This window comes from Ignavibacteriota bacterium, assembly GCA_016212665.1.
Taxonomy (GTDB): domain Bacteria; phylum Bacteroidota; class Ignavibacteria; order UBA10030; family SZUA-254; genus FW602-bin19.
Genome location: JACREZ010000022.1, coordinates 1 through 25,049, shown reverse-complemented (window position 1 = coordinate 25,049; position 25,049 = coordinate 1). Strand labels below are relative to the sequence as shown.

Annotated in this window: 28 protein-coding genes and 2 tRNA genes; 19 read left to right on the top strand and 11 right to left on the bottom strand. The window is 45.4% G+C overall.

Annotated features, from left to right (window positions below):
• Positions 1–21 precede the first annotated feature (21 nt).
• The 18 genes from HY960_06895 to yedA all read left to right on the top strand — a co-directional run bounded on the left by HY960_06895 (position 22) and on the right by yedA (position 12,809).
• Positions 22–288 carry a DUF433 domain-containing protein gene (locus tag HY960_06895; protein ID MBI5215464.1) on the top strand — a complete coding sequence of 89 codons (267 nt, stop codon included), beginning with the start codon at positions 22–24 and terminating at the stop codon, positions 286–288.
• A gap of 98 nt (positions 289–386) precedes the next feature.
• Positions 387–683, top strand: a complete 297-nt coding sequence (locus HY960_06890) for a hypothetical protein (GenBank protein ID MBI5215463.1) — start codon at positions 387–389, stop codon at positions 681–683.
• Between the two features lie 64 nt (positions 684–747).
• Complete coding sequence (locus HY960_06885) at positions 748–1,506, top strand: 1-(5-phosphoribosyl)-5-[(5-phosphoribosylamino)methylideneamino] imidazole-4-carboxamide isomerase (GenBank protein MBI5215462.1); 759 nt, start codon at positions 748–750, stop codon at positions 1,504–1,506.
• Positions 1,503–2,420: a carbohydrate kinase family protein gene (locus HY960_06880; protein MBI5215461.1), complete on the top strand. Its 918-nt coding sequence runs from the start codon at positions 1,503–1,505 to the stop codon at positions 2,418–2,420. Before HY960_06885 ends, HY960_06880 begins: the two co-directional genes overlap by 4 nt.
• A 146-nt stretch (positions 2,421–2,566) precedes the next feature.
• Positions 2,567–3,307 carry a 4-hydroxy-tetrahydrodipicolinate reductase gene (gene dapB, locus HY960_06875; protein ID MBI5215460.1) on the top strand — a complete coding sequence of 247 codons (741 nt, stop codon included), beginning with the start codon at positions 2,567–2,569 and terminating at the stop codon, positions 3,305–3,307.
• Positions 3,304–4,197, top strand: coding sequence for a 4-hydroxy-tetrahydrodipicolinate synthase (locus HY960_06870; GenBank protein ID MBI5215459.1), 894 nt, complete (start codon positions 3,304–3,306; stop codon positions 4,195–4,197). The genes dapB and HY960_06870 overlap by 4 nt, the downstream gene beginning before the upstream one ends.
• Before the next feature lies 1 nt (position 4,198).
• A complete protein-coding gene (locus tag HY960_06865) occupies positions 4,199–5,032 on the top strand; it encodes a 2,3,4,5-tetrahydropyridine-2,6-dicarboxylate N-succinyltransferase (GenBank protein MBI5215458.1) in 834 nt (277 codons plus the stop codon).
• Positions 5,033–5,035: 3 nt separating this feature from the next.
• The gene (locus tag HY960_06860; GenBank protein MBI5215457.1) at positions 5,036–5,956 is read left to right on the top strand and encodes an SDR family oxidoreductase; all 921 of its coding nucleotides are present in this window, start codon (positions 5,036–5,038) and stop codon (positions 5,954–5,956) included.
• A gap of 93 nt (positions 5,957–6,049) precedes the next feature.
• Entirely contained in the window at positions 6,050–7,315 is a 1,266-nt protein-coding gene (gene serS, locus HY960_06855; protein ID MBI5215456.1) for a serine--tRNA ligase, read from the top strand.
• Positions 7,316–7,367: 52 nt separating this feature from the next.
• On the top strand, positions 7,368–7,595 hold the full coding sequence (locus HY960_06850; GenBank protein ID MBI5215455.1) for a DUF433 domain-containing protein: 228 nt from the start codon (positions 7,368–7,370) through the stop codon (positions 7,593–7,595).
• Positions 7,596–7,600: 5 nt separating this feature from the next.
• On the top strand, positions 7,601–7,954 hold the full coding sequence (locus tag HY960_06845) for a DUF5615 family PIN-like protein (GenBank protein ID MBI5215454.1): 354 nt from the start codon (positions 7,601–7,603) through the stop codon (positions 7,952–7,954).
• 23 nt (positions 7,955–7,977) lie between these two features.
• On the top strand, positions 7,978–8,559 hold the full coding sequence (locus HY960_06840; GenBank protein MBI5215453.1) for a hypothetical protein: 582 nt from the start codon (positions 7,978–7,980) through the stop codon (positions 8,557–8,559).
• Positions 8,560–8,601: 42 nt separating this feature from the next.
• Entirely contained in the window at positions 8,602–8,823 is a 222-nt protein-coding gene (locus tag HY960_06835; protein ID MBI5215452.1) for a hypothetical protein, read from the top strand.
• Entirely contained in the window at positions 8,820–9,206 is a 387-nt protein-coding gene (locus HY960_06830; GenBank protein MBI5215451.1) for a retropepsin-like domain-containing protein, read from the top strand. Before HY960_06835 ends, HY960_06830 begins: the two co-directional genes overlap by 4 nt.
• Positions 9,207–9,217: 11 nt before the next feature.
• Positions 9,218–10,102, top strand: coding sequence for a site-specific DNA-methyltransferase (locus tag HY960_06825; GenBank protein ID MBI5215450.1), 885 nt, complete (start codon positions 9,218–9,220; stop codon positions 10,100–10,102).
• A gap of 4 nt (positions 10,103–10,106) precedes the next feature.
• The gene (locus HY960_06820; GenBank protein ID MBI5215449.1) at positions 10,107–10,919 is read left to right on the top strand and encodes a tetratricopeptide repeat protein; all 813 of its coding nucleotides are present in this window, start codon (positions 10,107–10,109) and stop codon (positions 10,917–10,919) included.
• Positions 10,920–11,052: 133 nt separating this feature from the next.
• On the top strand, positions 11,053–11,523 hold the full coding sequence (locus HY960_06815) for an Lrp/AsnC family transcriptional regulator (protein ID MBI5215448.1): 471 nt from the start codon (positions 11,053–11,055) through the stop codon (positions 11,521–11,523).
• Between the two features lie 2 nt (positions 11,524–11,525).
• Entirely contained in the window at positions 11,526–12,809 is a 1,284-nt protein-coding gene (yedA, locus tag HY960_06810) for a drug/metabolite exporter YedA (GenBank protein ID MBI5215447.1), read from the top strand.
• A 14-nt stretch (positions 12,810–12,823) separates the two neighbouring features.
• Here yedA and HY960_06805 read toward each other — a convergent pair whose 3' ends face one another.
• The 3 genes from HY960_06805 to HY960_06795 all read right to left on the bottom strand — a co-directional run bounded on the left by HY960_06805 (position 12,824) and on the right by HY960_06795 (position 13,941).
• Entirely contained in the window at positions 12,824–13,576 is a 753-nt protein-coding gene (locus HY960_06805) for a sulfite exporter TauE/SafE family protein (GenBank protein ID MBI5215446.1), read from the bottom strand.
• A 136-nt stretch (positions 13,577–13,712) separates the two neighbouring features.
• Positions 13,713–13,787 (bottom strand) — tRNA-Val (locus HY960_06800).
• 82 nt (positions 13,788–13,869) lie between these two features.
• A tRNA-Gly gene (locus tag HY960_06795) sits at positions 13,870–13,941 on the bottom strand.
• Between the two features lie 122 nt (positions 13,942–14,063).
• Between HY960_06795 and HY960_06790 the strand changes: the two genes are divergently transcribed.
• On the top strand, positions 14,064–15,611 hold the full coding sequence (locus HY960_06790) for a hypothetical protein (GenBank protein ID MBI5215445.1): 1,548 nt from the start codon (positions 14,064–14,066) through the stop codon (positions 15,609–15,611).
• A gap of 132 nt (positions 15,612–15,743) precedes the next feature.
• Here HY960_06790 and HY960_06785 read toward each other — a convergent pair whose 3' ends face one another.
• The 8 genes from HY960_06785 to HY960_06750 all read right to left on the bottom strand — a co-directional run bounded on the left by HY960_06785 (position 15,744) and on the right by HY960_06750 (position 24,835).
• Entirely contained in the window at positions 15,744–17,138 is a 1,395-nt protein-coding gene (locus HY960_06785; protein ID MBI5215444.1) for an MBL fold metallo-hydrolase, read from the bottom strand.
• 40 nt (positions 17,139–17,178) lie between these two features.
• On the bottom strand, positions 17,179–19,512 hold the full coding sequence (locus HY960_06780; GenBank protein MBI5215443.1) for a carboxypeptidase-like regulatory domain-containing protein: 2,334 nt from the start codon (positions 19,510–19,512) through the stop codon (positions 17,179–17,181).
• A complete protein-coding gene (locus HY960_06775; GenBank protein MBI5215442.1) occupies positions 19,509–21,086 on the bottom strand; it encodes a DUF3808 domain-containing protein in 1,578 nt (525 codons plus the stop codon). Before HY960_06775 ends, HY960_06780 begins: the two co-directional genes overlap by 4 nt.
• 26 nt (positions 21,087–21,112) lie before the next feature.
• Positions 21,113–21,445 carry a DMT family protein gene (locus HY960_06770; protein MBI5215441.1) on the bottom strand — a complete coding sequence of 111 codons (333 nt, stop codon included), beginning with the start codon at positions 21,443–21,445 and terminating at the stop codon, positions 21,113–21,115.
• Between the two features lie 244 nt (positions 21,446–21,689).
• Positions 21,690–22,109 (bottom strand): HEPN domain-containing protein, encoded by a 420-nt coding sequence (locus HY960_06765; protein MBI5215440.1) that lies wholly within the window; start codon positions 22,107–22,109, stop codon positions 21,690–21,692.
• Positions 22,102–22,422 carry a nucleotidyltransferase domain-containing protein gene (locus tag HY960_06760; GenBank protein MBI5215439.1) on the bottom strand — a complete coding sequence of 107 codons (321 nt, stop codon included), beginning with the start codon at positions 22,420–22,422 and terminating at the stop codon, positions 22,102–22,104. Before HY960_06760 ends, HY960_06765 begins: the two co-directional genes overlap by 8 nt.
• A gap of 47 nt (positions 22,423–22,469) precedes the next feature.
• Positions 22,470–23,012, bottom strand: a complete 543-nt coding sequence (locus HY960_06755) for a macro domain-containing protein (protein ID MBI5215438.1) — start codon at positions 23,010–23,012, stop codon at positions 22,470–22,472.
• Positions 23,013–23,194: 182 nt separating this feature from the next.
• Positions 23,195–24,835, bottom strand: a complete 1,641-nt coding sequence (locus tag HY960_06750; protein ID MBI5215437.1) for a cyclic nucleotide-binding domain-containing protein — start codon at positions 24,833–24,835, stop codon at positions 23,195–23,197.
• Positions 24,836–25,049: the final 214 nt, after the last annotated feature.

Below are 25,049 nucleotides of genomic sequence, written 5' to 3'. Positions count from 1 at the left end.
ATTTTGCATTTTTACATCAACATGAAACGAAGTCATACAGCAAATCTTTTAGGTCGTTACATTGTAACCGATCCCGGTATATGCGATGGTCAACCGACATTCCGCGGAACCCGCATCATGGTTTGGCAGGTTCTCGATATGCTTTCAAAAGGGAAAGCATGGGAAACGATAGTTGAGGAATGTCACCACAGCATTACAAACGAAGCCATTGCAGAAGCAATCAAACTTTCCGGCGAAGCTTTTATGAAACACTCTGATGAGTTTATCATAAAGCAAACAGCGGCGTGATTCTCCTTGACGAAAATATTCTTGAGAGCCAACGACTCTTTCTCAAACAACGAAGAATACGTTTTCGTCAAATAGGTTATGAGGTTGGGAGGAAGGGAATGAAGGATAATGAAATTGTGGACTTTCTGATGCGACTTCGTCAACCAACATTCTTCTCTTCTGACAGACATTTTTACAAACGAATCCTCTGTCATTCCCGGTACTGCCTCGTGTTTCTTGAGGTGGAGCAGTCTGAGGCGGCGTTGTTTGCGCAACGATTGCTTCGGCTTGATGTGTTCAACACCAATGCAAAACGGATGGGGAAAGTTATCCGTGTCTCTCATACGGGCGGAAGTGTTTGGGAGGTAAAATCAGAAAACGAAAAGCATTTCACGTGGGAAAACCTCACACTCTGACAAGTTTTGTGTTTGAATTTCACACAACTATTTTGCATTTTGCATCAGCAATTCAGCAACTCACATGCTTCTCCTAATTCCCGCAATTGAAATAAAAGACGGTAAATGTGTTCTCACACCGAAGAATGACCGCGGCGTTGTATGCAGTGACGACCCGGTTGAGATGGTCAAACTATGGCGGAAAGAAAACGCCAAATCACTGCACATCACCGATGTTGACGGTGCGCGTGAAGGTTATCCGGTGAATTTGCGATTGATTCGTGAACTGACGAGAGCGGTGGATATTCCCATCGAACTCGGCGGCGGCATGAGAACAATAAATGATATTCACGAAGCATTCAACAGCGGCGTGTATCGCGTAACCATCGGAACGATGTTGCTCGAAAAACCGGAAGACGCGGCGCGGGCAATCGAACATTACACCGCGAGTAAAATTTCTATCGGCATCAATGCGTCGCAGGGAAAGGTAACAATTCATGGCGGGCAAACTGACTCCGGATTGACCGCTGTCAGCGTTGCGCTAAATGCAAAACAATTAGGTTTTCGAAGAGTGATTTACAAAGATATGATAAACGACAACGGACGACGCGTTCCGAATTTTGCCGGCATCAGAATGTTAGCCGAAACTATCGGCATGAGAGTGACGGCATCGGGCGGTGTTTCTCATCTCGAAGATTTACTCAAATTGCAGGAAATGGAAAAGTTGGGGGTGGATTCGGCCATCATCGGTCATGCATTGTACGAGAATAGATTTTCCTGTCAGGCAATCTGGCGGACGTGTGAAGCAGAAAATTATCCATACACAGCGAGGTTGAGCGCATGAAGATTACTGTCATCGGACATTTGTGCATGGATGTCATTCATCATGCAGACGAAACAGAAACGCAAAGTTACGGCGGAATATTTTTCTCCGTTGCCACGCTTGCGAATTTGCTGAGCGAAAACGACACCGTGCTTCCCGTGTTCGGCATCGGTGATAAAGAGTACGAGGAATTCGTCGAGCGGCTGAAACAATATCCGAATGTTGACACATCCGGAATTTTCAAGTTCAACGGACCAACGAATCAGGTGCATCTCTATTACAACGGAGGTGATGAGCGAACGGAATGTTCAAAGCATATCTCCGAGCCGATTCCGTGGAAGAAAATCAAATCAAAACTTGCCGTGGACATGGTCCTGCTCAACATGGTTTCCGGGTTTGATGTCACACTCGAAACGTTGGATGAAATCCGGATGGAACTGCGCGACGACCACATTCCGCTCTACATGGATGTTCATAGTTTATCGCTCGGCATCAGAGAAGATTTTACGCGTGTACGCCGTCCGCTTGAAGCATGGCGGCGTTGGCTCTTCATGCTTCACGGAGTGCAGATGAATGAACAGGAAGCGGTGGGATTAACTTCAGAGAATTTTGATGAGACGACACTTGCCAAACAAATTCTCGCATTGAATACAAAAGTGCTCACCATTACGCGGGGCGAACGAGGATTCTCATCTTTTATTGATGACCGAAAACATGTGAAGCAGGTTGACAGTGCAGGCATCGCTCCTGAGTTGGCAAAAGATTCTACTGGCTGTGGTGATGTTTTTTCTGCAGCGTACTGTGCGAGGTATTTGACTTCAAAAAATATTCAGGAATCTCTTGACTTTGCCAACAGAGTTGCGGCAAAGAAAGCACAGCATCCCGGTTCGCTCGAAATTGATATGCTGAAAGAATTTAGGGAGGATAGTATATGAGTGCTTTTACCTCTCGACAAAAGAGTCATTGCGAGGTTGCTTTAGCTACCGAAGCAATCCCACACTCAGTTCTATATACTATTGTGAGATTGCTTCTCCCGCTAAAGCGGGATCGCAATGACACTGAATTTCAAGGATGACGTTGTATGAACATTGCATTGATCGGCTACGGAAAAACGGGGAGAGAAATTGAACGGCTCGCGCCGGAACACAAGATGAAGATTGTGCAGATTTTTGATGAAGAGAACAACAGCGGCGCATCCGGCTTGACGAAGCAATCGCTGAAGAATGTTGATGTGTGTATTGATTTCTCAACGCCGCATGTTGTTGTGCAGAATATCGAAGCAACGCTTTCGTGCGGAAAGAATATTGTCGTCGGCTCTACCGGTTGGTACGATAAATTGGACGACGTAAAAAAGTTGGTGATGAAAACGAAAACCGGATTACTGTACGCCGCAAACTTTTCGCTTGGGATGAATATTTTCTATCACGGCGTCAGTGTCATTTCCGAGTTGTGCGACAAATTTCATTTTTATGATGTTGCGATTTCGGAAACGCATCACACGCAGAAACTCGACGCGCCGAGTGCGACGGCAATGGCGCTTGCCCACACTGTCATGCAGAAATTCAAAAGCAAGAAATCTATTTTGCAGGAATCGCCGAAAGGAAAAATCAAACCGGAGCAATTGCAGGTGAGTTCGATTCGGCTTGGCGGCGTGGTAGGTAATCATCGCGTCATGTTTGATTCTGAAGCCGACTCCATCGAGCTGGTTCACTCGGCAAAAAACAGAACGGGGTTTGCTCACGGAGCGCTCATTGCCGCTCAGTGGCTCAAAGGAAAAAAAGGTGTTTATACAATGAAAGATGTTATTACTTCAATGCTATGAAAAGAACAATTCCATTTCGCGGAACAGGAACCGCTCTTGTTACTCCATTCACAAAGAATGATACGATTGATGAAGGCGCGCTCAAACAACTTGTCGAGTTTCAGATTCAAAACAACATCGAAGCGTTGCTTCCCGCGGGAACGACCGGGGAGAGCGTAACGCTTACCGACGATGAAATCGTTCGTGTCGTTGAGACTGTTGTTGTGCAGGCAAACGGACGCGTGAAGATATTTGCAGGAGCGGGAAGCAACTCAACCAAGAAAACAATCACACTTTCAAAGCGCGTTCTTGCCGCAGGCGCGGATGGCGTTCTCATCGTCGCGCCGTATTACAACAAGCCAACGCAGGAAGGATTCTTCCAACATTACGCGGCAATTGCCGATGCGATTGACGCTCCATTCATCGTCTATAACGTTCCCGGAAGAACATCGAGCAACATCGAAGCGGCGACCACGCTACGCATAGCCGAGGAAATTCAGCAGGCGGTTGGCGTGAAAGAAGCATCGGGAAATTTCGGTCAAATCATGGAAATTCTCAGGAATCGCCCGAAAAATTTTGCTGTATGGTCCGGCGATGATGCTATCACACTCCCGATGATTGCTCTTGGCGCGGATGGCGTTGTCTCTGTCGTCTCGAACGAAGTCCCGAAAATGTTTTCCGATTTAGTTCGATTATGCTTAGCAGGGAAGTTCGAGCAAGCACAGAAACTTCAATACAAATTATTAGCGTTGATGAATTTCAATTTTGTTGAATCGAATCCGATTCCCGTTAAAGCCGCGCTTGCGATGATGGGAATGATTGAAGAACGGTACCGGCTTCCGTTAGTGCCGATGAGTAAGAAACATCGCCCGGCGTTGAAGAAAATTTTACAAGACTTAGATTTGATTTGAAATGATCCTCCAGCAAATCATCGAACATCTCTACGAACAGTCACCGGAAAAACTTGACAAAGATGATGCTCTCCGCGCTGTTCATCAACTGAAAGTAGCGCTCAACGGCGGAGCGGTTCGTTCTGCCGATAAACATACGGGAACGTGGCGGGTGAATACGTGGGTGAAGAAGGGAATCCTTCTTGCGTTTCGTCTCGGAACATTGAAAGAATTTTGCAACGATTCCTGTTACAAGTATTTCGATAAAGACACAATGGCGTTGCGCCACTTTGAGTTGAGCGACGGAGTACGAATTGTCCCGGGCGGCTCGGTTGTTCGTGACGGAGCGTTCGTTGCGCACGGTGTTGTGATGATGCCACCGTCATACGTAAACATCGGCGCGTACATTGATGAGAACACGATGATTGATTCACACGCGCTTATCGGTTCGTGTGCACAAATCGGGAAGCGGGTTCACGTCAGCGCGGCGGCGCAAATCGGCGGTGTGCTGGAGCCAATCGGTTCGATGCCTGTTATTATTGAAGACGATGTATTTGTCGGCGGTAACTGCGGCGTGTATGAAGGTGCGCTCGTCAAACGTCGAGCCGTACTTGCCTCGGGAGTAATACTCACCGGTTCGTCCGCTGTGTATGATTTGGTTCATCAAACAATTTTGAAAAAGACAGCCACTGAGCCATTGACGATTCCTGAAGGCGCAGTTGTTATCATGGGAAGCCGTGCAATTGAACAACCGTTTGCAACCGAACACAAACTTTCCATTTCCACTCCTGTCATTATCAAATATCGAGACGAGAAAACCGACGCGGCAACGGCGTTAGAAACCTCGCTGAGATAAATCATGCGCGTTCTCATCACCGGCACGAATGGTTTGCTCGGACAAAAACTTGTCGAGTTGCTGTTCCGATGCGGCAACTATGAACTCCTCTTAACTTCGCGTCAGGAACAATCGGTGTTCGATGAACATTCGTTGAAGTATCGTGTAATGGATATTGTCAGCAAGCGGGAGGTGAGAACGGTGATAGATGAGTTCGAACCGGAAGTGATAATTAACTCTGCGGCAATGACGAATGTTGATGCGTGCGAAACCGAGCGTGCGCAGGCATGGCAATCGAATGCGGCGGGTGTGGAAAATTTAGTCTATGCTTCGAAACTTGTCGGCGCGAAATTCATTCAACTTTCTACCGATTACGTGTTTGACGGTAAGACGGGACCGTACGATGAATACGAACGACCGAATCCAATCAACTATTATGGCAAGACAAAACTTGCGGCAGAAAATATTGTCCGTTCGAGCGGCGTACCGTTTGCCATTGTGCGAACATTGTTCTTGTATGGAGCCGGAGTTCGTTCTCGGGCAAATGTTGCGTTGAGAATTTTAGAAGCCCTCGTCGCCGGACAACCGTACAAAGTTGCCGATGACCAATTCAGCAACCCGACATTGGTTGATGATGTTGCATTTGGAATACTAAAAATCCTCGAAATGAATTCTACAGGAATATTTCACATCGGCGGACCGAAATGGATGAGCAAAGCAGAGTTCGCTTTGAAAGTCGCCAAGGCATTCGACTTTGACAAGAAATTGATTCAACCGACGAAGACTGCCGCGTTGAAGCAACCCGCCGCCCGACCGTTGCGTTCGGGATTTATCACACTCAAAGCAGAAACAACATTGGGATTGAAGACGACAAGCATCGAGCAAGGGTTGCTTGTATTGAAAAGTCAGATTCAACACTTCAATGAAGAAGATGAGAGTGAGTAATCCCGGAAAGTGAATTCACAAAATCAAAATTGTTTTGTATTTTGAACTCCTAAGTTAGAAAATACAATCGTTCATTTTGCAAATTGAAATCAAATGTTAGACGTAAAATTCATTAGAGAAAATCCACAAGCAGTAAAAGAAGGAATTGCCAAGAAAGGCGATGTTGACCGCGTTGATGAAATCCTGAACCTTGATGCGAAACGAAGGGAAATTATTCAACAAGTAGAAGTATTGAAGGGGCGGCGCAACACAGTTTCGGCGGAAGTCGGAAAGTTGAAACGAGAAGGAAAAGATGCAAGCGCAGTCATGGCAGAGATGGACAGCGTGAAAAATCAAATCAAACAATTTGATGATGAACTTGCACTGATTGAAACAGACCTGAACAAATTGTTACTCACAGTTCCGAACATTCCGCACCCCGATGTTCCTGTTGGAAAAACTCCTGAGGACAACAAAGAAGTTTCGCGTTGGGGACAAATTGCAGAGAACGATTTCGTGATGAAGCCGCATTGGGACTTGGTTCAGAAACTCGACATTATTGATTTCGAGCGCGGCGTGAAAATAACCGGAGCGGGCTTTCCAATCTATAAAGATAAAGGAGCGAAACTACAACGTGCGTTGATTAATTTCTTTCTTGATGAAGCCGCAACACGCGGCTACAAAGAAATCCAACCGCCCCTGATGATTAACACCGCAAGCGCAACGGGAACCGGGCAACTACCGGACAAAGAAGATTTGATGTACACGATTCCCCGTGATGAATTTTTTATGGTTCCGACCGCGGAAGTTCCGGTGACAAATATTTTCCGCGATGAAATTCTTTCCGAGCAACAATTGCCGATTAAGTTCTGTGCGTACACTCCATGTTTCCGGCGTGAAGCCGGTTCGTATGGGAAAGATGTTAGAGGATTGAATCGTCTTCATCAGTTCGATAAAGTTGAACTTGTAAAGTTTGTTCATCCGGAAAAATCGTATGACGAACTTGAATCGTTGAGAGAAGATGCAGAGCGATTGCTTCAACTGCTCGGACTTCCTTACCGCGTTTTATTGATGTGTACCGGTGACATGGGATTCACTCAAACAAAAAAATATGACTTGGAAGTCTGGGCGCCCGCTCAAAAACGTTGGCTTGAAGTTTCATCCATCAGCAACTTTGAATCGTTTCAGGCGCGGCGTATGAATATTCGATACAAACCAGCAAGCGGCGGAAAACCGGAAATCATTCATACATTGAACGGTTCGGGACTTGCGTTACCTCGCGTTGTCGCCGCGTTATTGGAACAGTATCAAACACCCGAAGGAAAAGTTGTTGTACCGAAAGCGCTACACAAGTACACGGGGTTTGAGGCGATTGGGTGATTTATTTTCATTATTGCCAAGTTTAGTTACCTTAGAAAGAAACAGGTGAATTATGAACAATCGAATATCGGTAAATCCAACCATTTGCCACGGCAAGCCACATATCGTTGGAACGCGCATCATGGTCTCACAAGTGCTCGAACTCTTGAGTGCTGGTAAATCGTTTGGAGAAATTTGTTCGGAAGATTACTTTCCTGATTTGACGGCGCAAGACATAACGGCGTGCATAGAGTATGCAAACAAACTGGTTGTCAATGAAGATGTTGAATACGTAGTCTAAACGCTGTGAACATTCTTGCTGACCATTGTGTGTACGGGAAAACTGTCCGCCTTTTGAAGGACGCAGGACATCGTGTAGTATGGCTGAAGGAAATTGCCGACCCCGCCTCCCCCGATGATATAGTGCTCTCGCTCGCATCTTCCTCAAATTCTGTCTTAGTTTCCAACGATAAAGACTTTGCTGACATTGTAAAGTATCCGCCAAAAGAACATTTGGGAATTATCGTACTCCGAATTACACCGGAGAATGAGGACAACGTTCACTCGTCTCTTCTTGCATTTCTTGAGAAGAAAACAATCCAAGAAATTCAGGGAACTTTGGTTGTCATCCGCGGCGATAAGGTCAGAATCAGGAAATAGCAATTATTCTTTGGTACGATGCTATGCAAAGTTTCGAGCAAGAAATAAAAGACTTCTTCACCAAATACAATCTCCGTTTCGTTGACGGGACTAACTCGTTGGAGGAACTCGACTTTGCCCTGCCGGATTTCAACGTTCATTTCGATGTGAAGGAAAAGAAACAACATTTCACCATGAGCAACTGGAAGGAAACGGACATTCCGGAAGAACATTTTTTTATTCTTGATGATTTGGCGGCACGAAAAGTTTTATTGAAAGCGCCCCGCTCGTTTGTGTTAATACGCGACTCTGTCAAATCTCCTGTCTTTTATGTCTATTCAATTATTGATTTGCTTTGTATCCCGAAGAAACGTGTTCGTCGTGCGTTGGAGAAGAACACACGCACGTTCAAAGGTAAGTGGCTGATTGATTTCAGACACGCGGCAAAGTTTGAAACATTGGAACACGCTGTAAAATACATGGTGAACTATCCGAAACAGTTCAACATGATTTTCAAAGAAGCAATTGATTGCTGGGGAACGTACGAGGGTGAACAAATTCAAACGGCAGGAATACCACGCAAGCCGAAACACTGGGAAGAAGATTTGAAAAATGCTAAATCGTAGTTGCTTGATTTTGTGCCGGATGTTTCCTAACTTCATAATGCTATGAAATACTCAGCCATCAAACGAAAATACAAAAATCAGTGGGTGTTGCTGGAGTGTACCAAAACGACGGATGACTACAATATTCTCGAAGCAGAAGTTCTGGCACATTCTAAAAGAAAAAAAACAGTAGAAGATAAAATGTCTTCTTTCATGAGCCAAAGTAAAACTTTGGCAATCGAATACCTCGGCACCGTTCCAAAAGACATCGCATATATTTTTTGAAGACGTTTAGACTCAACCGTTCAGGAAGATTATACACAACTTCAGCGTATGTAAAAGGCGAGAAGGGGCAAATTATTTTTTCACTTTTGTTGGATACAGGAGCTTCGTTTACACTTCTTTCCGGCAACGCGTTAGAGAAATTGGGATACGAAATTCATTCGGGTAAAACACGTTATCCTATTGTTACAGTGAATGATAAACTTACAGTTCCCAGAATCTCGCTACAAAAATTTTCTTGTCTGGGATGCACACTCGAACCATTCAAGGTTCTCGCTCACGACCTACCATCGTCTGCAAGAATAGATGGTCTCTTAGGAATGGATTTTCTTACGATGTTTGATTTTACCATCAACACACGGCAAGGAATAGTTACCGTTCGATAGGTAAAGCAAGTATGTCAAAAAGAAAAATGAAAGAATTTGGTGTAGCGCCGCGCGTCGGTTACAATTCCGATGAGTTTTACAAACGCAATCTCTATTCAAAAAACAAGACGCAGGAATCAAAAAGCGATTCCGAAAATATTCTTACCGGAGATGTCCTTGACACGGTGCTCTGTCATGATAGCCGTACGATGATTCATCTTCCGGACAACTCGGTTCATTTGATGGTAACATCGCCCCCCTACAATGTCGGAAAAGAGTATGATGATGACTTATCGCTTGACGATTACAGAAAGTTGCTTCACGATGTTTTCAAAGAAACGTATCGTGTCCTTGTGCCGGGCGGACGCGCCTGCATCAACGTGGCGAACTTAGGACGGAAACCTTACATACCGGTTCACAAATTTATCATTGATGAAATGGAAAAAATAGGATATTTGATGCGCGGCGAAATCATCTGGGACAAATCCGCGAGTGCTGGAACTTCGACGGCGTGGGGAAGTTGGAAATCAGCTTCGAATCCGACGCTACGCGATGTGCATGAGTACATTCTTGTTTTCTCGAAAGAATCGTTTGCGCTTACAAAAGGAGAGAAGAATAATTCAATCACCCGCGACCAATTTCTTGAATACACGAAAAGTATCTGGTCGTTTCCTGCTGAGTCAGCAAAGCGAGTGAAGCACCCTGCTCCGTTTCCTGTTGAACTCCCATTCCGGTTGATTCAACTTTATACATTTGAAGGCGATGTTGTCCTCGACCCGTTTTCAGGAAGCGGCACGACATGCGTTGCCGCGTTGAAGTCGCAACGACATTTTGTCGGGTATGATTTGAATGAAGAGTATGTGAAGATTGCTCAAAAGCGAATTGCATCTGAGCGTGATATGTTTTCAAAAGAATAAAAATATGAACCACGACGTAACAGATTTCCGCACACAAGTTCTCGAACGAAGTTTTCAAATCCCTGTTCTCGTAGATTTCTGGGCTGAATGGTGCGCACCTTGCCGGTTGCTCGGACCAATTCTGGAACGGCTTGCACAGAAAAGCGGGGGCAAGTGGGAACTCGCAAAAGTGAATACGGAAGAACTGCCTGATATTTCCGCCGCGTACGGAATTCAAAGCATTCCGAATGTGAAGTTAATTTCTCAAGGACAAGTTATCGGTGAGTTTTCCGGCGCGATGCCGGAACACATGGTTGTTCAGTGGTTGGAGAAATACCTTCCGAGTAAAATCAAACAGGAACTGGAGGAGGCAAAATCTTTTTTGAACAAGGGAAAGATGTTTGATGCACAACTCCTGTTGCAAAACATTCTCGCGGAAGAACCGGAGAACATCGAGGCGAAAGTTTATCTCGCCAAAACACTTTTGTTTGACTCCCCGGAAGAAGCCAATAAATTGATTGAAGGAATTGATGAACCGAAGTTCAACGAAGTAACCGAGACTATGAAAATCTTCTCGCGCATATTCGAACTTGAATCCGATTCAAGCGTTCTTCCCGATGCAGAAATCAAACCAAAGTATCTCGCGGCAATTCAATCCGTTCGTTCACAGGATTTCGATTCTGCGTTGGAACAATTCATAGATGTCATTCGCGCCGACCGTTACTATGACGATGACGGTTCGAGAAAAGCATGTATTGCCATCTTCAAATATCTGGGGGAAGAACATCCAATCACACTAAAGCATAGACGGGAATTCGGAAGCGCGCTGTACGTATGACTTAGGATAATTCTCACCCCGCTTTTCTAACCCCTCAAATACACTCCGTTTTTCACCAAATCAGCATTTGTATATTATTCTGAAACCACGTATCTTTTCAGAACAATATTCGTATTATTATCTATTAAACTGTATGATTGACTCAATTGACCGCACAATACTGACAATGTTACAAGCGAACGCCCGTGTCGCAAATTCGGAAATTGCCAAGGAAGTCGGCATGGCTCCTTCCGCCGTGCTAGAGCGTGTACGAAAAATGGAAGCACAGGGCATCATCAAAGGATACACCGTAACGCTCGATTCGCGGCAACTCGATTACGGACTTGTCGCATTCGTGTTTGTAAAAACCGATGATTCTATCGGCGAAGTAAAAACAGCAAAACTCCTGGCAAGTATTCCCGAAGTTCAGGAAGTTCACCATGTTGCAGGTGAAGATTGCTTTCTCGTGAAAGTCCGCTCGAAGGATACAAACCATCTTTCTGAAATTCTTCGTGAGCGATTTGGAAAAATTAAAACATTGCGCTCTACGCGGACAACCATTGTTCTCGATACAGTCAAAGAAATATCAACCCTCTTTTTGGACATCAACGAAAAGGAGAAATAATTATGAATGAAAAACAACACAAGACAAAAATCATTGCCGCGTTTGCGGCGGTTTATATCATCTGGGGAACGACGTATCTTGCAATTCGATTCGGCGTGGAGACTATTCCGCCATTGTTTATGGCAGGAGTTCGCTTCCTCGTCGCCGGTATTATCTTTTATCTTTATGCAAGATTGAAAGGAATGGGTTCGCCCTCTCCAACCCAATGGAAACAAGCGGCAATTGGAGGCGGTTTACTGTTCCTTGGAGGAAACGGCGCGCTCACATGGGCAGAACAATATGTCTCATCCGGATTAGCCGCGTTGTTAGTTGCTTCCATTCCTCTGTGGATTGTTCTCTTCAGCGCGATGTATGGAGAAAAAGCGACCCTGAATCTCAGAACGTTCCTCGGCATCGGTTTGGGAATTGCCGGAATTGTTCTTTTAGTTCGACCGGACACAATTGCCACTGACGGAAGTTCGAGTTTATACGGTGCGATTGCAGTTATCGGCGGTTCAATCTCGTGGGCGTGGGGAACTCTTTATACAAAGAAAGCAAAACTTCCATTCTCTCCTGTTCTCACTTCAAGCATGCAAATGCTGGCGGGAGGAATTATGTTGATGCTCGCGTCGCTTATTGCCGGAGAACATCAATTATACTCAGTGGAAAATGTTTCGACAGTTTCTGTGCTTTCTCTGTTGTATTTGATTTCATTCGGTTCGATTGGATTTATGGCGTACATCTTTTTGCTCGGAGCGACGACACCATCACGCGTTGCAACATACGCGTATGTTAATCCGGTTGTTGCGGTGTTTGTTGGATGGTTGTTTGCCGGTGAAGTTCTGACGCAGACAACCTTCATTGCGGCGGCAATTATCGTTGTTGCTGTTGTGTTGATTGTAACAAAGCGCTCATCAACCGAAAAAGTAAAAGCCATAAAGGAACAATTGAGCAAAGACCGGGAAACAAATCAATCTCTCATAACAAGAATGTGGCATGGAGTAACGCCTGCTTCAAAAGCAGAAGAATATCTCGCGTATCTTCGTCAGACGGGCGAGGACGATTGCAGGAAGACAGAAGGAAATCGCGGCGTTGTTGTCATGCACAATATTCAGGAAGATAAAGCGCACTTTCTCTTTCTCTCGTTCTGGGAATCGTACGATGCGATTCGGAAATTTTCCGGCGAGAATATCGAGTGTGCTGTGTATTATCCGAAAGACAAAGAGTATTTACTGGAACTCGAGCCGAATGTCACGCACTACGAAACATACGGGCAGAACGTTTGTATTTGTAATGCCGCTGTCTGATTATGTTTGATTGATTACAATGAGGTAAAAATCAACTTCAACGCGGCGATGATGAGAACGACACCAAGAATTCTTCTCAACCAAAGTGACGAAAATTTTGTCGCCCCCAACTGAGAGCCGATTACGCCACCAAGAATTGCCGCAAGTAAAAACGGAAGGAAATTTCCGACAACGAAGTTTCCTTCCACCTGTCTTCCCAGTAATCCCGCAACCGAATTAACAACAATAAATAATGCAGCCGTTGCTGACGTTTGTTTTGCCGTCGCCCATCCCATCAACAAGATTAGCGGGCTAAGAAAAATTCCTCCTCCGACTCCGACAATTCCCGAAACCAATCCGATGATTGCGCCTGCTAAAAGAGCAACTGACAAAGAAGGAATTGTTTGAGAAGTTTTTTCTTTTGCTTCGACATGAATGATGAGCCGGTACGAAGCGAAGAGGAGTGCCAAGGCAAGTAAGATTGTATATGATTTGGCAGAGACATCCAGCATCCCTCCGAGAAATGCCAATGGAATTGAACTGAGAAAAAAAGGAAGCGTAAGTTTCCATGAAAAATGTCCGGCGCGAAGATAGAAGACAAACGCTATACTCGCTACGACAATATTGAGCATAAGCGCGGTAGTTGACATTTCTTTATGTGCAACGGCAAACATCGAAAGTATTGCGAGGTAGCCCGAGGCTCCTCCATGTCCAACGGATGAGTATAAAGCCGCTACAATGAAAAAAACAGAACAGACAATGAGTGTTGTTGAAAAAGTGAGTTCCATAAATACAAATTGATTTGGGAAGATAATGAAAAACTCATAAAAAGATGGAGTCCACCTTTATTCATAAGAAGTAAAGAATTTTGAGGATTGATAATTTCGATAAGCTAAGGTAGGCTCCATCTTAACAATGGAAGTGTGGACGCTGCTGGGATCGAACCAGCGACCTCCGCCTTGTAAGGGCGGCGCTCTGAACCAGCTGAGCTAAGCGTCCAATCAATGAAAAATTCAAAATGAAAAAAAATCTACAGACGGTAACCCTTTTTGCATTTTTCCTTTTTCATTTTGCATTGGTGAGCGGGAGACGGGGATCGAACCCGCGACGTCAAGCTTGGGAAGCTTGCATTCTACCGCTGAATTACTCCCGCAGTACTGCAACGGCTTGCCAATATACAAAAATCAATCTGTTAATTCAACTCACTTGGTTTTCTTCTCTTTTCTCAATACTATTGCTCTGCAAACTATTTAGAAGTGCTAACAAGGATAACCAATGAAACTAATTCCCTTTTTCGTAACAGCGTTGATGTTTTTGTTCGTTTCATTTCATTGCGATGATGTTCCCGCGGATGAGGAAAAGACGCTCACGCTCAGTTCACCGAACGGCGGAGAACGATGGCAGATAGGAACCATGCAGACGATTCAATGGTCGTCGAGTAATGTTTCCGGTGACGTGAAAATTGAAATCTCCTACGATGATGGCGTGTCGTTTTCGAAATTATTTAACGGAACACCGAACGATGGCGAAGAGCGATGGTATGTAACCGGAACGGTTTCAACGCAAGCACTGATTCGTATTTCAAATTTGAACGAGCCCTCAATACGGGATGAAAGCAACGGCGTGTTCGAGGTGTTTGAAATTCTTCCCGGACCGAGAAACCTTGTTGCAACAGTTCTTACCAGCAGAAGTATCGGTTTGCAATGGCAACAACGGTCAAATAACGAACTGGGGTTTATTGTCGAGCGGAAAACAGGCGTTGACGGAGTGTGGGGCGAACTTGCGCGCACGGGAATTGATTCACTCACCCACAACGACATGAACCTCGTCGCGAACCGGCAATATTTTTACCGCGTTCGTGCGTACACGAACGATGGAGTTTCCGGCGAAACGAATATCGTTTCAAAAATCATTGGCTGGATTCAACAGCCGAGCGGAACAGACCAGCCGTTATTTAGTGTCGCATATGCAACTCAAACAACAGGAATTGCTGTCGGACAAAACGGGACAGTTTTGCGCACAACGAACGGCGGCGATGAATGGATTCAGGTTGCAAGCAATACGGCAAACGTGTTGTACGGGGTTTCCTTCGCGAACGCGACAACAGGAGTTGCCGTTGGCGCGCAAGGAACAATACTCCGAACCACCGATGCCGGCGCAACATGGTCGGCACAAACATTTGGAGGAGCGAACTATCATTTCAAGGGAGTTGATTTCGCGCCACTGAACACCGTGTACGCAGTTGGGTTTTATACATCGCAGACGACAAATGTGCGATGGGGAATTATTCTTCGTTCGGTAGATGGCGGGCTGAACTGGTCGCGCTCGTTCGAAGAACAACGCTACGATTTTGAAAGCGTTTCATTTGCCGGAGTGAATATCGGGACAGTGGTCGGAGGTTACGTCCAGAATGGAGGCGAAGCAATTTTTCACACAACCAACGGCGGGCAAATTTGGGTGAACCAATCAGACACGATGAACAGTAAATTGCTGGCAGTTCATTTTCTTGATGTGAATACCGGAACGGCTGTTGGAATTCAAGGAACAATTAAGCGAACGCTCAATGGCGGCGGAACGTGGACAGACCAGGTAGTTTCGATCTTAAAGTCGTTCAGAAATGTTGCCTTTGCCGATGCGTTGCGCGGAATGGTCGTCGGTGATGACGGGGCGCTGTATCGTACAACCGATGGAGGTGCAAGTTGGATCTCCCGTCCGACGGGCTATACTAAACATTTCGACGGACTCCATCTTCAAGATGCAAACACACAAACCATTGCCGGCGCCGATGGACTAATCATTCGTACGGATAATGGCGGGCAGTAGTTGAGATGATAAGTATATGAGTAGTTGAGATAATGAGTAGATGAGTAGATGAGATGATGAGTGGTTGAGAAATTTTATCTCAACTACTTTGTACTTTCACCCGCCTGCGGCGGGCAAGACTACTCAACTACTTTACAACTCAAACTTCTTTCCACGCACAGGCATCTCTACATGATTGAACCCAAGTCCGTTCAATCCCCGCCTCAGTTTCTCTTGTCGCTCCAATTCACCATGTACAAGAAAAATCTGTTGTAACTGATTTTGGTCAAACTTGGTGATGTACTTCAACAATTCGTTTCCGTCTGCATGTGCGGAGAACGAGTTGAACACAGCCACCTCCGCTCGCAGTTTGAAAAACTCTCCGAACATTTTCACTTCAGGAAATTCCTCCACAAGTTTTCGACCTAACGTATGTTCTGCCTGATAGCCGACAATCATAATCGTGTTGCGGGCGTCTTCAATATTGTTTGCAAGATGATGAACAATGCGCCCGGCTTCGCACATACCCGATGCGGAGATAATCATGCACGGTTCTTTCTTATCGTTGAGTTGTTTTGATTCTTCTGCCGTGCGAACATAGTGTAACTGACTCAAGCCGAGCGGGTCGTGATGTTCGAGAATGTGTTTGAGCGTTTCTTCGTCGTAGCACTCGCGATGTTTACGGAAAATCTCGGTCGCATTAATCGCAAGTGGACTATCAATATAAATCGGGAACGACGGTAAGTTATTTCTGTCTTTCAACTTGTGGAGAGCATACACGATGTCCTGCGTACGCCCGACGCTGAACGCCGGCACAATCACTTTTCCACCCCGCTCAAATGTCCGGTGAAGAACGCTTGATAAATTTTTCTCCATATCATCGGGAGAATCGTGAAGAATGCCACCGTACGTACTTTCACTGATGAGTGCATCAACGTTTCCCATGAACTGCGGGTCGCGGATAATCGGCATATTCCATCGCCCGATGTCGCCGGTGAATCCGAGCGTTTTTGTTGTTCCGTTTTCTTTGATGGTGAGATGAATAGACGCAGAGCCGAGGATGTGTCCGGCATCTACAAACTTAGCGCGGACATTCGGTAACACATCGAACTCCTTGTTATAAGAAACTCCTTGAAAGTTTTCCAACGCACGCGTCGCATCTTCCGGTGTGTACAACGGCTCGACCGGAGGTTCATGCCGCTTCGCATGTTTCTTGTTGATGAACTCCACATCTTTCTCCTGAATATGCGCGCTATCGGCAAGCATAATTCTGCATAAATCAAGTGTCGCGTTTGTACAGAAAATTGGTCCCACGTATCCTTGCTTCACAAGTCCCGGCAAGTTACCGCTGTGGTCAATGTGAGCGTGTGAAAGAATCACCGCATCAATAGATTCCGGGTCAAAGGGAAATTTCCTGTTTCGTTCTGTTGATTCCGCTCTTCTGCCTTGAAATAATCCGCAGTCGAGAAGAATACGTTTTCCGTTTACGTGAAGAAGATGCATTGAGCCGGTTACGGTTTGCGCGGCGCCGAGAAATTCGATTTCCATAATAGTGTTGAGTGAATCTGTTCTGATGCAGGAGAGCGGGTTAAAACAAATTCGCCACGCTCAAAGTAAAGTAAAATCTGCTTGGCTCGAAGAAGCGATATGTTACATCGGCACGAATGATATCGAATATTCTGTTGATACCAATTCCCGCTTCTGAATACACGCCGTCAAATGTTGGTAACTCGTTCATCCACGTTTTTGCAAAGGAGCCGTGAACAAGTAACTCGATATTGTTTCTGTAGAGAAAGGGAATATCAAGCGCGAGAAACGGAACACTCCGGAAGTTATGTTCAATGGTAAGCATGACGAACCGGTTGCCGGAAAATTCTTTGATAGCCGAGCCGCGAAGAACGCCAAATGGCGCGTAGCCGCTTGCGCGTGAATCAAGAACAAACATTCGTTGAAGTGGAAGCACGCCGGAAGAAGTTCCGGCGCTTAACTTCATGCTGAACTTGGGAGGAAACAATAAGTCGGTGGCAAATGTTTGCACGCTCCATTCGAGAGAAGCAAGGTAGCGGGTGAAATCAAAATCTCCGCCGGTGAACGATGGCGAAGAGTGTTCGACCGAAAAGTTAAACGCGTCGCGCGAAACCAATCCCAACGGAATTTCCTCCTGACCGAACCGAAAATCAAAATTGATGCTCTGCAATTTTCCTTCATTTATTGATAGATTCTGCCTGAAAACCTTGTTTTTTGAAAAAATACTGAAGTCGGTATTGTTGAACATCGAAGTATGGTTCTCACTCACCAATCCTAGTTGAAGTGAAAATTGTCTCGTCGGGTTGAATGTTGTAAACGCACGCCAACCTGTAGCGAGAAGATAATCGCAGTAATCATTCTTGTCAATCAACGACATGAGAGAAATTGCAAGCGAGCCATAGTAACCGCCGTCGGGAATATTGTCCAACTTGCGATAGACATCCGCTCCGATGCCAAGACGCTTTTTGTTTGACAGAAAATATGTTGCGCCGAGATTGTATTTGAATGTTGTGTCGGAAAATCCGTAGCCCGCGGAAGCGCGAAGGGAAGTTTTGGGCAACACAGTGTCCATCTCAATTTTTCCGCCAAGAAAAAATCCTTCCACGCGGTTGAACCGCGCATCGAGATGTTCGATGACAGAACCGGTTCCGTCTCCGCCAAGCGAAGCAAGCGGACCTTTCGGTTCAAATTGCTTCTCGAGCGTTTGTGTGCTATCGAGCGTAGCATACGCCGTTTGCTCTTCGCTCGTGAGGGGAAGAATTTCATGTTCTTTCCAGAATGTCGAGTCAAATGTTGTAGCCGCTGAATCAACAACAAGGCGCGGCCTCTTCATCACGCTGTCGGGAACCGGAACGTTCACAGCATAATCATAAATTGCCGATGTTTGTTCGATGCCAATCTTCGGCATCGTAATGCCGATGATGCTGACGCTCAGACTTCCCGTGATGCGAATATCGCTCGGCATCCAGAACATTGAATCGTACAAAGAAAACTGCTGACGATACCGCAGTTCGATATCTTTGATGAACGGAATGTTGAACGTTTCGTTCGGCACAACATCTACACCCATCACCGCGAACGTTTCATCCGCAATGGTGATGATGCCATCGAATAACGGTTTGAGGCGCGTTGTCGGCGTCATCCTGATTTTATACACCTCCACCCCGTTGACGACTGAGGTGCCGATGAGTTTGTAGTCATAATACTCCAGTGCATCGGGTGCGGTTGGTCCGACAAAACGGTAACCGGATGATTTGTTGTTCACCGACATTCTGAACAAGCCGATTTCATCTTCATTGAAGTTGACAATGCCGCGCACCGCCGCAAAGTTTTCATCAAGCGGGATATTTTGTGTCTGCCGTTTTTGTTTGATGACTTCCCGAAGCGTATCGCCGCCGAGCATGGTACCTGTTGAGTAGGCTTCCGTTATGCTTGCGATGGAAGTATCGCTCCGAAGCGTTTGCCGCGTGAATGCTTCAAACCTGTATGATTTGAGTTTATTCATCCACTTCCGTTTGTTGGCAATCGCTTGCCGGATGATTTCAATGGCGGGGTCTTCTGCCGAAACAACAAGTTCGGGAATTTGAACGGGCGATTCTTTCAATCGAACATGATGAGAAAAATTTGAAACGATGTTCACGCGCAATGTTTCCGGCTGATACCCAATCAAACTGAAAACAAGTGTGTTGTTTCCCTTCTCAACAGAAAGCGTGTATTGCCCGACCGAGTTCGACACCGTTCCGAAGGAAGTTCCGACAACACGAATATTGACTGAGGCAAGTTCTTTACGTGACGAAGAATCTATCACCGTTCCGCTAAGCGTAAATCGTGTTTGTGCAAGCGCTGTGTTGAATATCAAAGCCCAAAACACGAAATTCAAAACAGAAACCCTCATTTCAACTTTTCCAGTTCTCTCTCCGTCCTGAACGTGAGCCAGTTTTTGAAATCATATTCTTCTTCGAACTCCAGCACGCGTTCAAATTCTTTTTTTGCAACGACGGTGTTTCCTAATTTCGAGTGACACACACCGAGTTGATAGTGCGACCACGGGAGAAGCCACAGTTCACTGCCGACATTCATTGCAAGAACGTTATTGAAGTGTGAAAGCGCTTCGGCATAGAGTTCCTGTTCCATCAATAATTCACCGATGCCGATGTGCGCTTCTGCGCGATGTATTAATGAAACGCCCGCGAGCGTTTCAAGTGTGTTGTACAGTTCCTTTGCTTTTCCGTAGTTGCCTGCTTTGTAAATATTCTTTGCAGTCAGAAGAATTGAGTCGGCAACTGTGATGGGCGATTTCAAAAACGCCTCTGATTTTCTTGATGAATATTTATCATCGCCGTGTCTGTGTTCAGCGGCGATTGATGCACGGTAATGTTTGAGCGCCTGTTCACGCCTTCCGCTCAACTCGTAACTCACACCGATGCGATGATGCGCTGTCGCCTGATAATTCTCATCGTGGTAAATGGCAAGGAATGCTTTGTACCCATCAATGGCATTCTGAAAATTGTTCAAACGGTAATTACATTCGGCTAATTTGTAGAGGGAAAGCGGTTTTAATCCTGGTACGGTCCCCTTGTCTGATTCGACAATGTTTTGCAAATGTTCGCGTGCGGAGGTGACATCGTTTCGCCGCATTTCCCAGATAGCGAGTGTGAAGGAAATAATCGAATTATTCGGAAAGCGTTTGTTCAAATTGACAAGGAGCGATTCGCTTGCGACAAAGTTACCGCTTTGCCACGGAAGAAATTGCGCGAGATAATATTGTGCTTCGACGTTGGTGAACATTCCCTTCTCCAGCGCGATGCGGATTTCTTTCACTCCGAGATTTGCATCGCCATCTACACCGAGAATGGAAATCACCCATTGCAACGCTTTCGGAGCGAATGCGGCAAAGTAGTGAAATGTTCCAAGTCCGAGATACGCATCGTATGCCTTCGGATTTTGCTGAACGGCATCGGTGAAATAATCGAGACTTTTTTTCCCGTCCCAGGCGGCTTTGAGATAACTTTTGTGCCGCGCATGGGCGAATGCTTTGTAGCCGTAGAGTGTGCCGAGGCAGGTGAGCGCATCCGCGTCCGTTTCATTGTCATCTTGATATTCTTCCGCCGCTTCGATAGAATTCTCCAACATGGGAATCAGTTCGTCATAGAGTTGGTCATCGTTGGCGAGAGAAAATCTCCAGAACAAAATCGTTGCCTTGCTGACATGCGGTCGCGGGTGATTCGGTTCCAATCGTAATGCTTCTTCAAACTTCGCGTTGGCTTGTTCGAGCTCGAAGTTATACGCGAGATTTAATCCTTCAAGCGTGAGAGTGTGGATTCGTTCAAGGATTGTTTTTTCTGTTGCTACAGAGAGTTGAGGAAAAAGAAGCGAGAGTGCGAAGGACAAGAAAAAAAATAAACGCAGAGGGCGCGAAGAAGGCTCACAGAACGCAGAGTTGTTCACCAAGATATTCTTCGTGTTCACTTTGTGACCTTCGTGGTTAAAAATATTTAGTTCCATTCTTTGAAAGCGAAATAGACAGCACCGATAATTAACGCAAATGAAACAATATAGTTCCACTTCAGTTGCTCTTTCAAATAGAAAACAGCAAACACACCGAAGACAACAAGCGTAATGACTTCCTGCATGATTTTTAGTTGGGTAGCCGAAAATTGTCCGTGCCCGAGTCGGTTTGCCGGAACCATGAAGCAGTATTCAAGAAACGCAATTCCCCAGCTTGCCAACACGACTTTCCACAGCGCGACCTCTTTGAATTTGAGATGCCCGTACCATGCAAACGTCATGAAGGTGTTGGAGACAAGAAGCAGAACAATCGTAGTCATGAATCAATGAAAAATTAAAAGTGTAAAAGTAAAAGTGTTATGCCGTAAACGAAGAAAACGAACGGTTAAAAGTAAGGGAAAATGAAGGGAGAAGCAAAAAGGAAGTACGAACGAATCAATCAACTATGCCGTTTCGTCGAAAACTGCAAATGCAGTTCCTTATCAAAAGCACTGTATCGCTTTAACAAACATGTGGTCTTGAGGTTTACAGGATTGGAGGTTTGAAACACTATGACTGATTCGATTACTCTCTTTCCGGTGGGTGTACGTTTTCAGGCAGAAACGAACATATCACTCGAAAAAGATCGTCAGCCATTGTCAGAGCAAGTTCAAATTCTCTCTGAGTTGGCTCTAATGTAGTGCCCGGGTAACGGAACAATGAGACATACGGAGTGAGATACTCTCCCGCTTCGTTCCACTGTAAAATACGTTGATCAACTTCTCCTGCAACAGAAAGTAATTCTTCGATGTCATGAGTTTTTTCGAAAGGTTGGTCGTGAAAAACGAGAAATCCTTTAACGGCTTTTTCTGCAGCTTGTTGGCAATGATAAATTGCTACATCGAGGAGCGGGTGTTCCGATAAAGCAAGTGTGCGTGCGGCTTCAAGATCGTGAGAAGCTTTCGTCAACCAGTTTCGAACAAGTTCCTGTTTTGCGTCAACCATACAACAGCTTTCCTTTTTCGGCAACAGCGCGCTCTAAAGAAGCGGGGACCGAGAAATACCGGTCAAACTCTGAACGTGTTTTTACGAGAATATCTTTTGAAACCCGTACTCCTCGCAAACAACGATACGCACGTGAGGCACGACGTGCAGGCGCTTCAGTGCTTTGTTCTACAATGACACAGATATCCACATCGCTATCATCATTCGGCGTTCCCCATGCATGCGAGCCAAACAGGATAATCTTATGCGGCTGAAATTCCTCAACAAGTCTCCGAGTGATTTCTTCAAGCAATTCTTTTGATATGATTTTCATGCGACTATAATTTACAGTTTATCTTTACTATTGGCAAGAGTCCGAAGCTATCTCCGCTTTGTCGAAAACTGCAAATGGAGTTCTTCGTTGAACGCTTCGAACGCTTCTTTATCGAACAACACAAAGCGAATGAGCGTGACGTACTTTGTTTTCTGCAAGAAATCAATGGCTTCGGTGAGCATCAGCTTTGCACAATGGTGAATCTCGAAACCGCCGATGCCGGTACCAAGCGCAGGAAAACTGAGCGATGAAATTTTCTTTTCCTCGGCAAGTTTCAAAGTGTTTCGTGTTGTAGTTTTGATTTTCTCTGCATCGGTGTGTAGATCTTGTCCCATGACTGCGGCGTGAAAAACAAATTTCGCTTTCAGGGTTCCGGCAGATGTTGCAACCGCTTCCCCGATTTCCACCGGGCCTTGCATGATTGCCTCCTGTTCAATCTTCTGTCCTCCTTTTCGTTTGATGGCGCCTGCAACGCCTGCGCCCATCCACAAATGATTGTTCGCCGCGTTGACGATTACTTCTGTCTCCTGCTCAGCGATGTCCCCCTGTACAATCTCCAGAAATCCTTTATTAATTTTTAGTTTTGACACTTGTGTAAACTTTCTATGAAAAGGTGTTAGGTCATAGGTGAAAGGTAAAAAGAAGATTGTGGATTATAGATTGATGATTGACAATTTACAATTGACTATTTACCGTTCATAATTATTCTCTCGGTCCAAGATACCTTGAACAATTGTCCTATCACCTAAAATCTTTCACCTTTTACCTGCGTTTAAGAAGCATCCGTTGGCAACATAATTCGAATCGTTGTCCCCTTCCCCATCTCGCTGTCAATTTCAATTTTGCCGTGGTGGTCATCAATAATTTTTTTCACGATTGCCATGCCGAGCCCGGTGCCGTGCTTCTTGCCGAATGTCATGAACGGCTCGAAGATTTTTGCTTTTACTTCTTCAGGCATTCCGGTTCCGGTATCAACAAACTCGATAGCGATTTGTTTGTTCTTCTCAAACGTGTTGACCGTCAGCGTTCCACCGTTCGGCATTGCGTCTGCGGCGTTGCCAGCAATGTTATAGAAGACGCGCATCAATTTGTCCTGATCAACTTGTACCATTCCTTTGAACTCGGTGTTCTGGACGAGTTGAACATTTCGCTTTGTCAAATCTTTTGCAATGAAGAGGAGAACCGCATCCATCACTTCGGAGAACTCGCACTCCTGAATGTTCATCGAACTGACGCCGCGTGTGAAATCGAGAATTTCCTGTGTCATTTTCACAAATCGGTCAACCTGCGAAATCATTTCGTCTGCCATCTTCTTGGTTTCATCATCAATGGATTTTTTCTTGATTACCTGCGCATAGACACGCAACGTTCCCATCGGGTTTTTGATATCATGGATAATCGTGCTTGCCATTTGCCCGACTGCCGAGAGCCGTTCGGATTGCACCATTTGCTGTGCAAGTTGTGCGTTTTCAATTGCAATCGAGGCGTGAATCGAAAGCGCATCAATGAACTCCTCATCTTCTTTGCTGAATGTTGCATTCGCTTTGTTGAGCAACTGAAACACACCGATGATTTTTCCATCCTTGTTTTTCATCGGCATACATAAGATTGTTTTCGTTCGGTAGCCGGTCGCTTTATCCACTTCGGGGTTGAAGCGCGAGTCGGCGTACGCATCGGGAATGTTAATTGTCTCGCCGGTTGCGGCTACGAAGCCTGCAATTCCTTTTCCGATGGGCAAACGAATTTCAACCGTTGATTCTCCCTGCAACACTTTCGACCAGAGTTCCTTTTTGATTTCATCAATGATGAAAAGCGTTCCGCGGTCTGCGGCGGTTGTGCCGGTTGCTGTTTGAAGAATGTTGGAGAGAAGTTTTTGTAAATCGAGCGATGAGTTGACAATCTTCGACGCTTCGATGAGTTTGTGCATTTTGTCGAGACGGTAAAGCGTCTCCTGAGAATAATGTTCGCCTTGTAACAGGAACGATTGATTGCTTGTCCGCAGGCGAAGACTCATCATCCGGAGGAGATTGTATGCAAAGGCGGGACACGTATCAAGAAGAACGTTAAAATCTTTTCTGTTGAGTACGGCAATCTTCGAGTCGCTCATTACGCTGACACGGGCAGAACGCGGGCGCGTATCAAGCATTTCCAGCTCGCCGAAGAAATCTCCCGCGTGCAAAATACCAAGCACAACTTCTTCGTTCATCTTTGTGACCTTGCAGATTTTCACACTGCCGGAAAGAATTAAATACATCGAGTCCCCTTCGCTTCCGTCTTCAAACACGACCTGACCGGCGGCGAACTGCATTTCGTTCAGATTCGGGAGAAGCTTCTGAAGAATTTCTTCGCTTGCCGATTCGAACAGAACGTTGTACCTGATTTTATTTATAAGCGATGCGTCTTGCATATTCATTCCCTGATATTCTACATTGTGGACGGGATAAAATAGAAAAAGCTCCTCTAAGAAACAAAGGCAAAAAACACGGCGAGTTGACTCATAAAAAATGTAACCGAAAGGGTTTGAAAATGGAGTCGTTGCCTCATAAGTTAGGTAACCCAACAATTTCAAGGAATTCGGTAGTGACTCATGCAGCAAAACAAGAATATTTACATGAAATCAAAGAACG

Coding starts and splice junctions, on each gene's coding strand:
- serS (MBI5215456.1), top strand. CDS start 6,050: ATGTTAGACGTAAAATTCATTAGAGAAAATCCACAAGCAGTAAAAGAA.
- HY960_06785 (MBI5215444.1), bottom strand. CDS start 17,138: ATGGAAATCGAATTTCTCGGCGCCGCGCAAACCGTAACCGGCTCAATG.
- HY960_06890 (MBI5215463.1), top strand. CDS start 387: ATGAAGGATAATGAAATTGTGGACTTTCTGATGCGACTTCGTCAACCA.
- HY960_06760 (MBI5215439.1), bottom strand. CDS start 22,422: ATGAAAATCATATCAAAAGAATTGCTTGAAGAAATCACTCGGAGACTT.
- HY960_06895 (MBI5215464.1), top strand. CDS start 22: ATGAAACGAAGTCATACAGCAAATCTTTTAGGTCGTTACATTGTAACC.
- HY960_06835 (MBI5215452.1), top strand. CDS start 8,602: ATGAAATACTCAGCCATCAAACGAAAATACAAAAATCAGTGGGTGTTG.
- HY960_06790 (MBI5215445.1), top strand. CDS start 14,064: ATGAAACTAATTCCCTTTTTCGTAACAGCGTTGATGTTTTTGTTCGTT.
- HY960_06805 (MBI5215446.1), bottom strand. CDS start 13,576: ATGGAACTCACTTTTTCAACAACACTCATTGTCTGTTCTGTTTTTTTC.
- dapB (MBI5215460.1), top strand. CDS start 2,567: ATGAACATTGCATTGATCGGCTACGGAAAAACGGGGAGAGAAATTGAA.
- yedA (MBI5215447.1), top strand. CDS start 11,526: ATGAATGAAAAACAACACAAGACAAAAATCATTGCCGCGTTTGCGGCG.
- HY960_06765 (MBI5215440.1), bottom strand. CDS start 22,109: ATGGTTGACGCAAAACAGGAACTTGTTCGAAACTGGTTGACGAAAGCT.
- HY960_06885 (MBI5215462.1), top strand. CDS start 748: ATGCTTCTCCTAATTCCCGCAATTGAAATAAAAGACGGTAAATGTGTT.
- HY960_06870 (MBI5215459.1), top strand. CDS start 3,304: ATGAAAAGAACAATTCCATTTCGCGGAACAGGAACCGCTCTTGTTACT.
- HY960_06850 (MBI5215455.1), top strand. CDS start 7,368: ATGAACAATCGAATATCGGTAAATCCAACCATTTGCCACGGCAAGCCA.
- HY960_06840 (MBI5215453.1), top strand. CDS start 7,978: ATGCAAAGTTTCGAGCAAGAAATAAAAGACTTCTTCACCAAATACAAT.
- HY960_06750 (MBI5215437.1), bottom strand. CDS start 24,835: ATGAATATGCAAGACGCATCGCTTATAAATAAAATCAGGTACAACGTT.
- HY960_06860 (MBI5215457.1), top strand. CDS start 5,036: ATGCGCGTTCTCATCACCGGCACGAATGGTTTGCTCGGACAAAAACTT.
- HY960_06825 (MBI5215450.1), top strand. CDS start 9,218: ATGTCAAAAAGAAAAATGAAAGAATTTGGTGTAGCGCCGCGCGTCGGT.
- HY960_06815 (MBI5215448.1), top strand. CDS start 11,053: ATGATTGACTCAATTGACCGCACAATACTGACAATGTTACAAGCGAAC.
- HY960_06880 (MBI5215461.1), top strand. CDS start 1,503: ATGAAGATTACTGTCATCGGACATTTGTGCATGGATGTCATTCATCAT.
- HY960_06865 (MBI5215458.1), top strand. CDS start 4,199: ATGATCCTCCAGCAAATCATCGAACATCTCTACGAACAGTCACCGGAA.
- HY960_06770 (MBI5215441.1), bottom strand. CDS start 21,445: ATGACTACGATTGTTCTGCTTCTTGTCTCCAACACCTTCATGACGTTT.
- HY960_06780 (MBI5215443.1), bottom strand. CDS start 19,512: ATGAGGGTTTCTGTTTTGAATTTCGTGTTTTGGGCTTTGATATTCAAC.
- HY960_06820 (MBI5215449.1), top strand. CDS start 10,107: ATGAACCACGACGTAACAGATTTCCGCACACAAGTTCTCGAACGAAGT.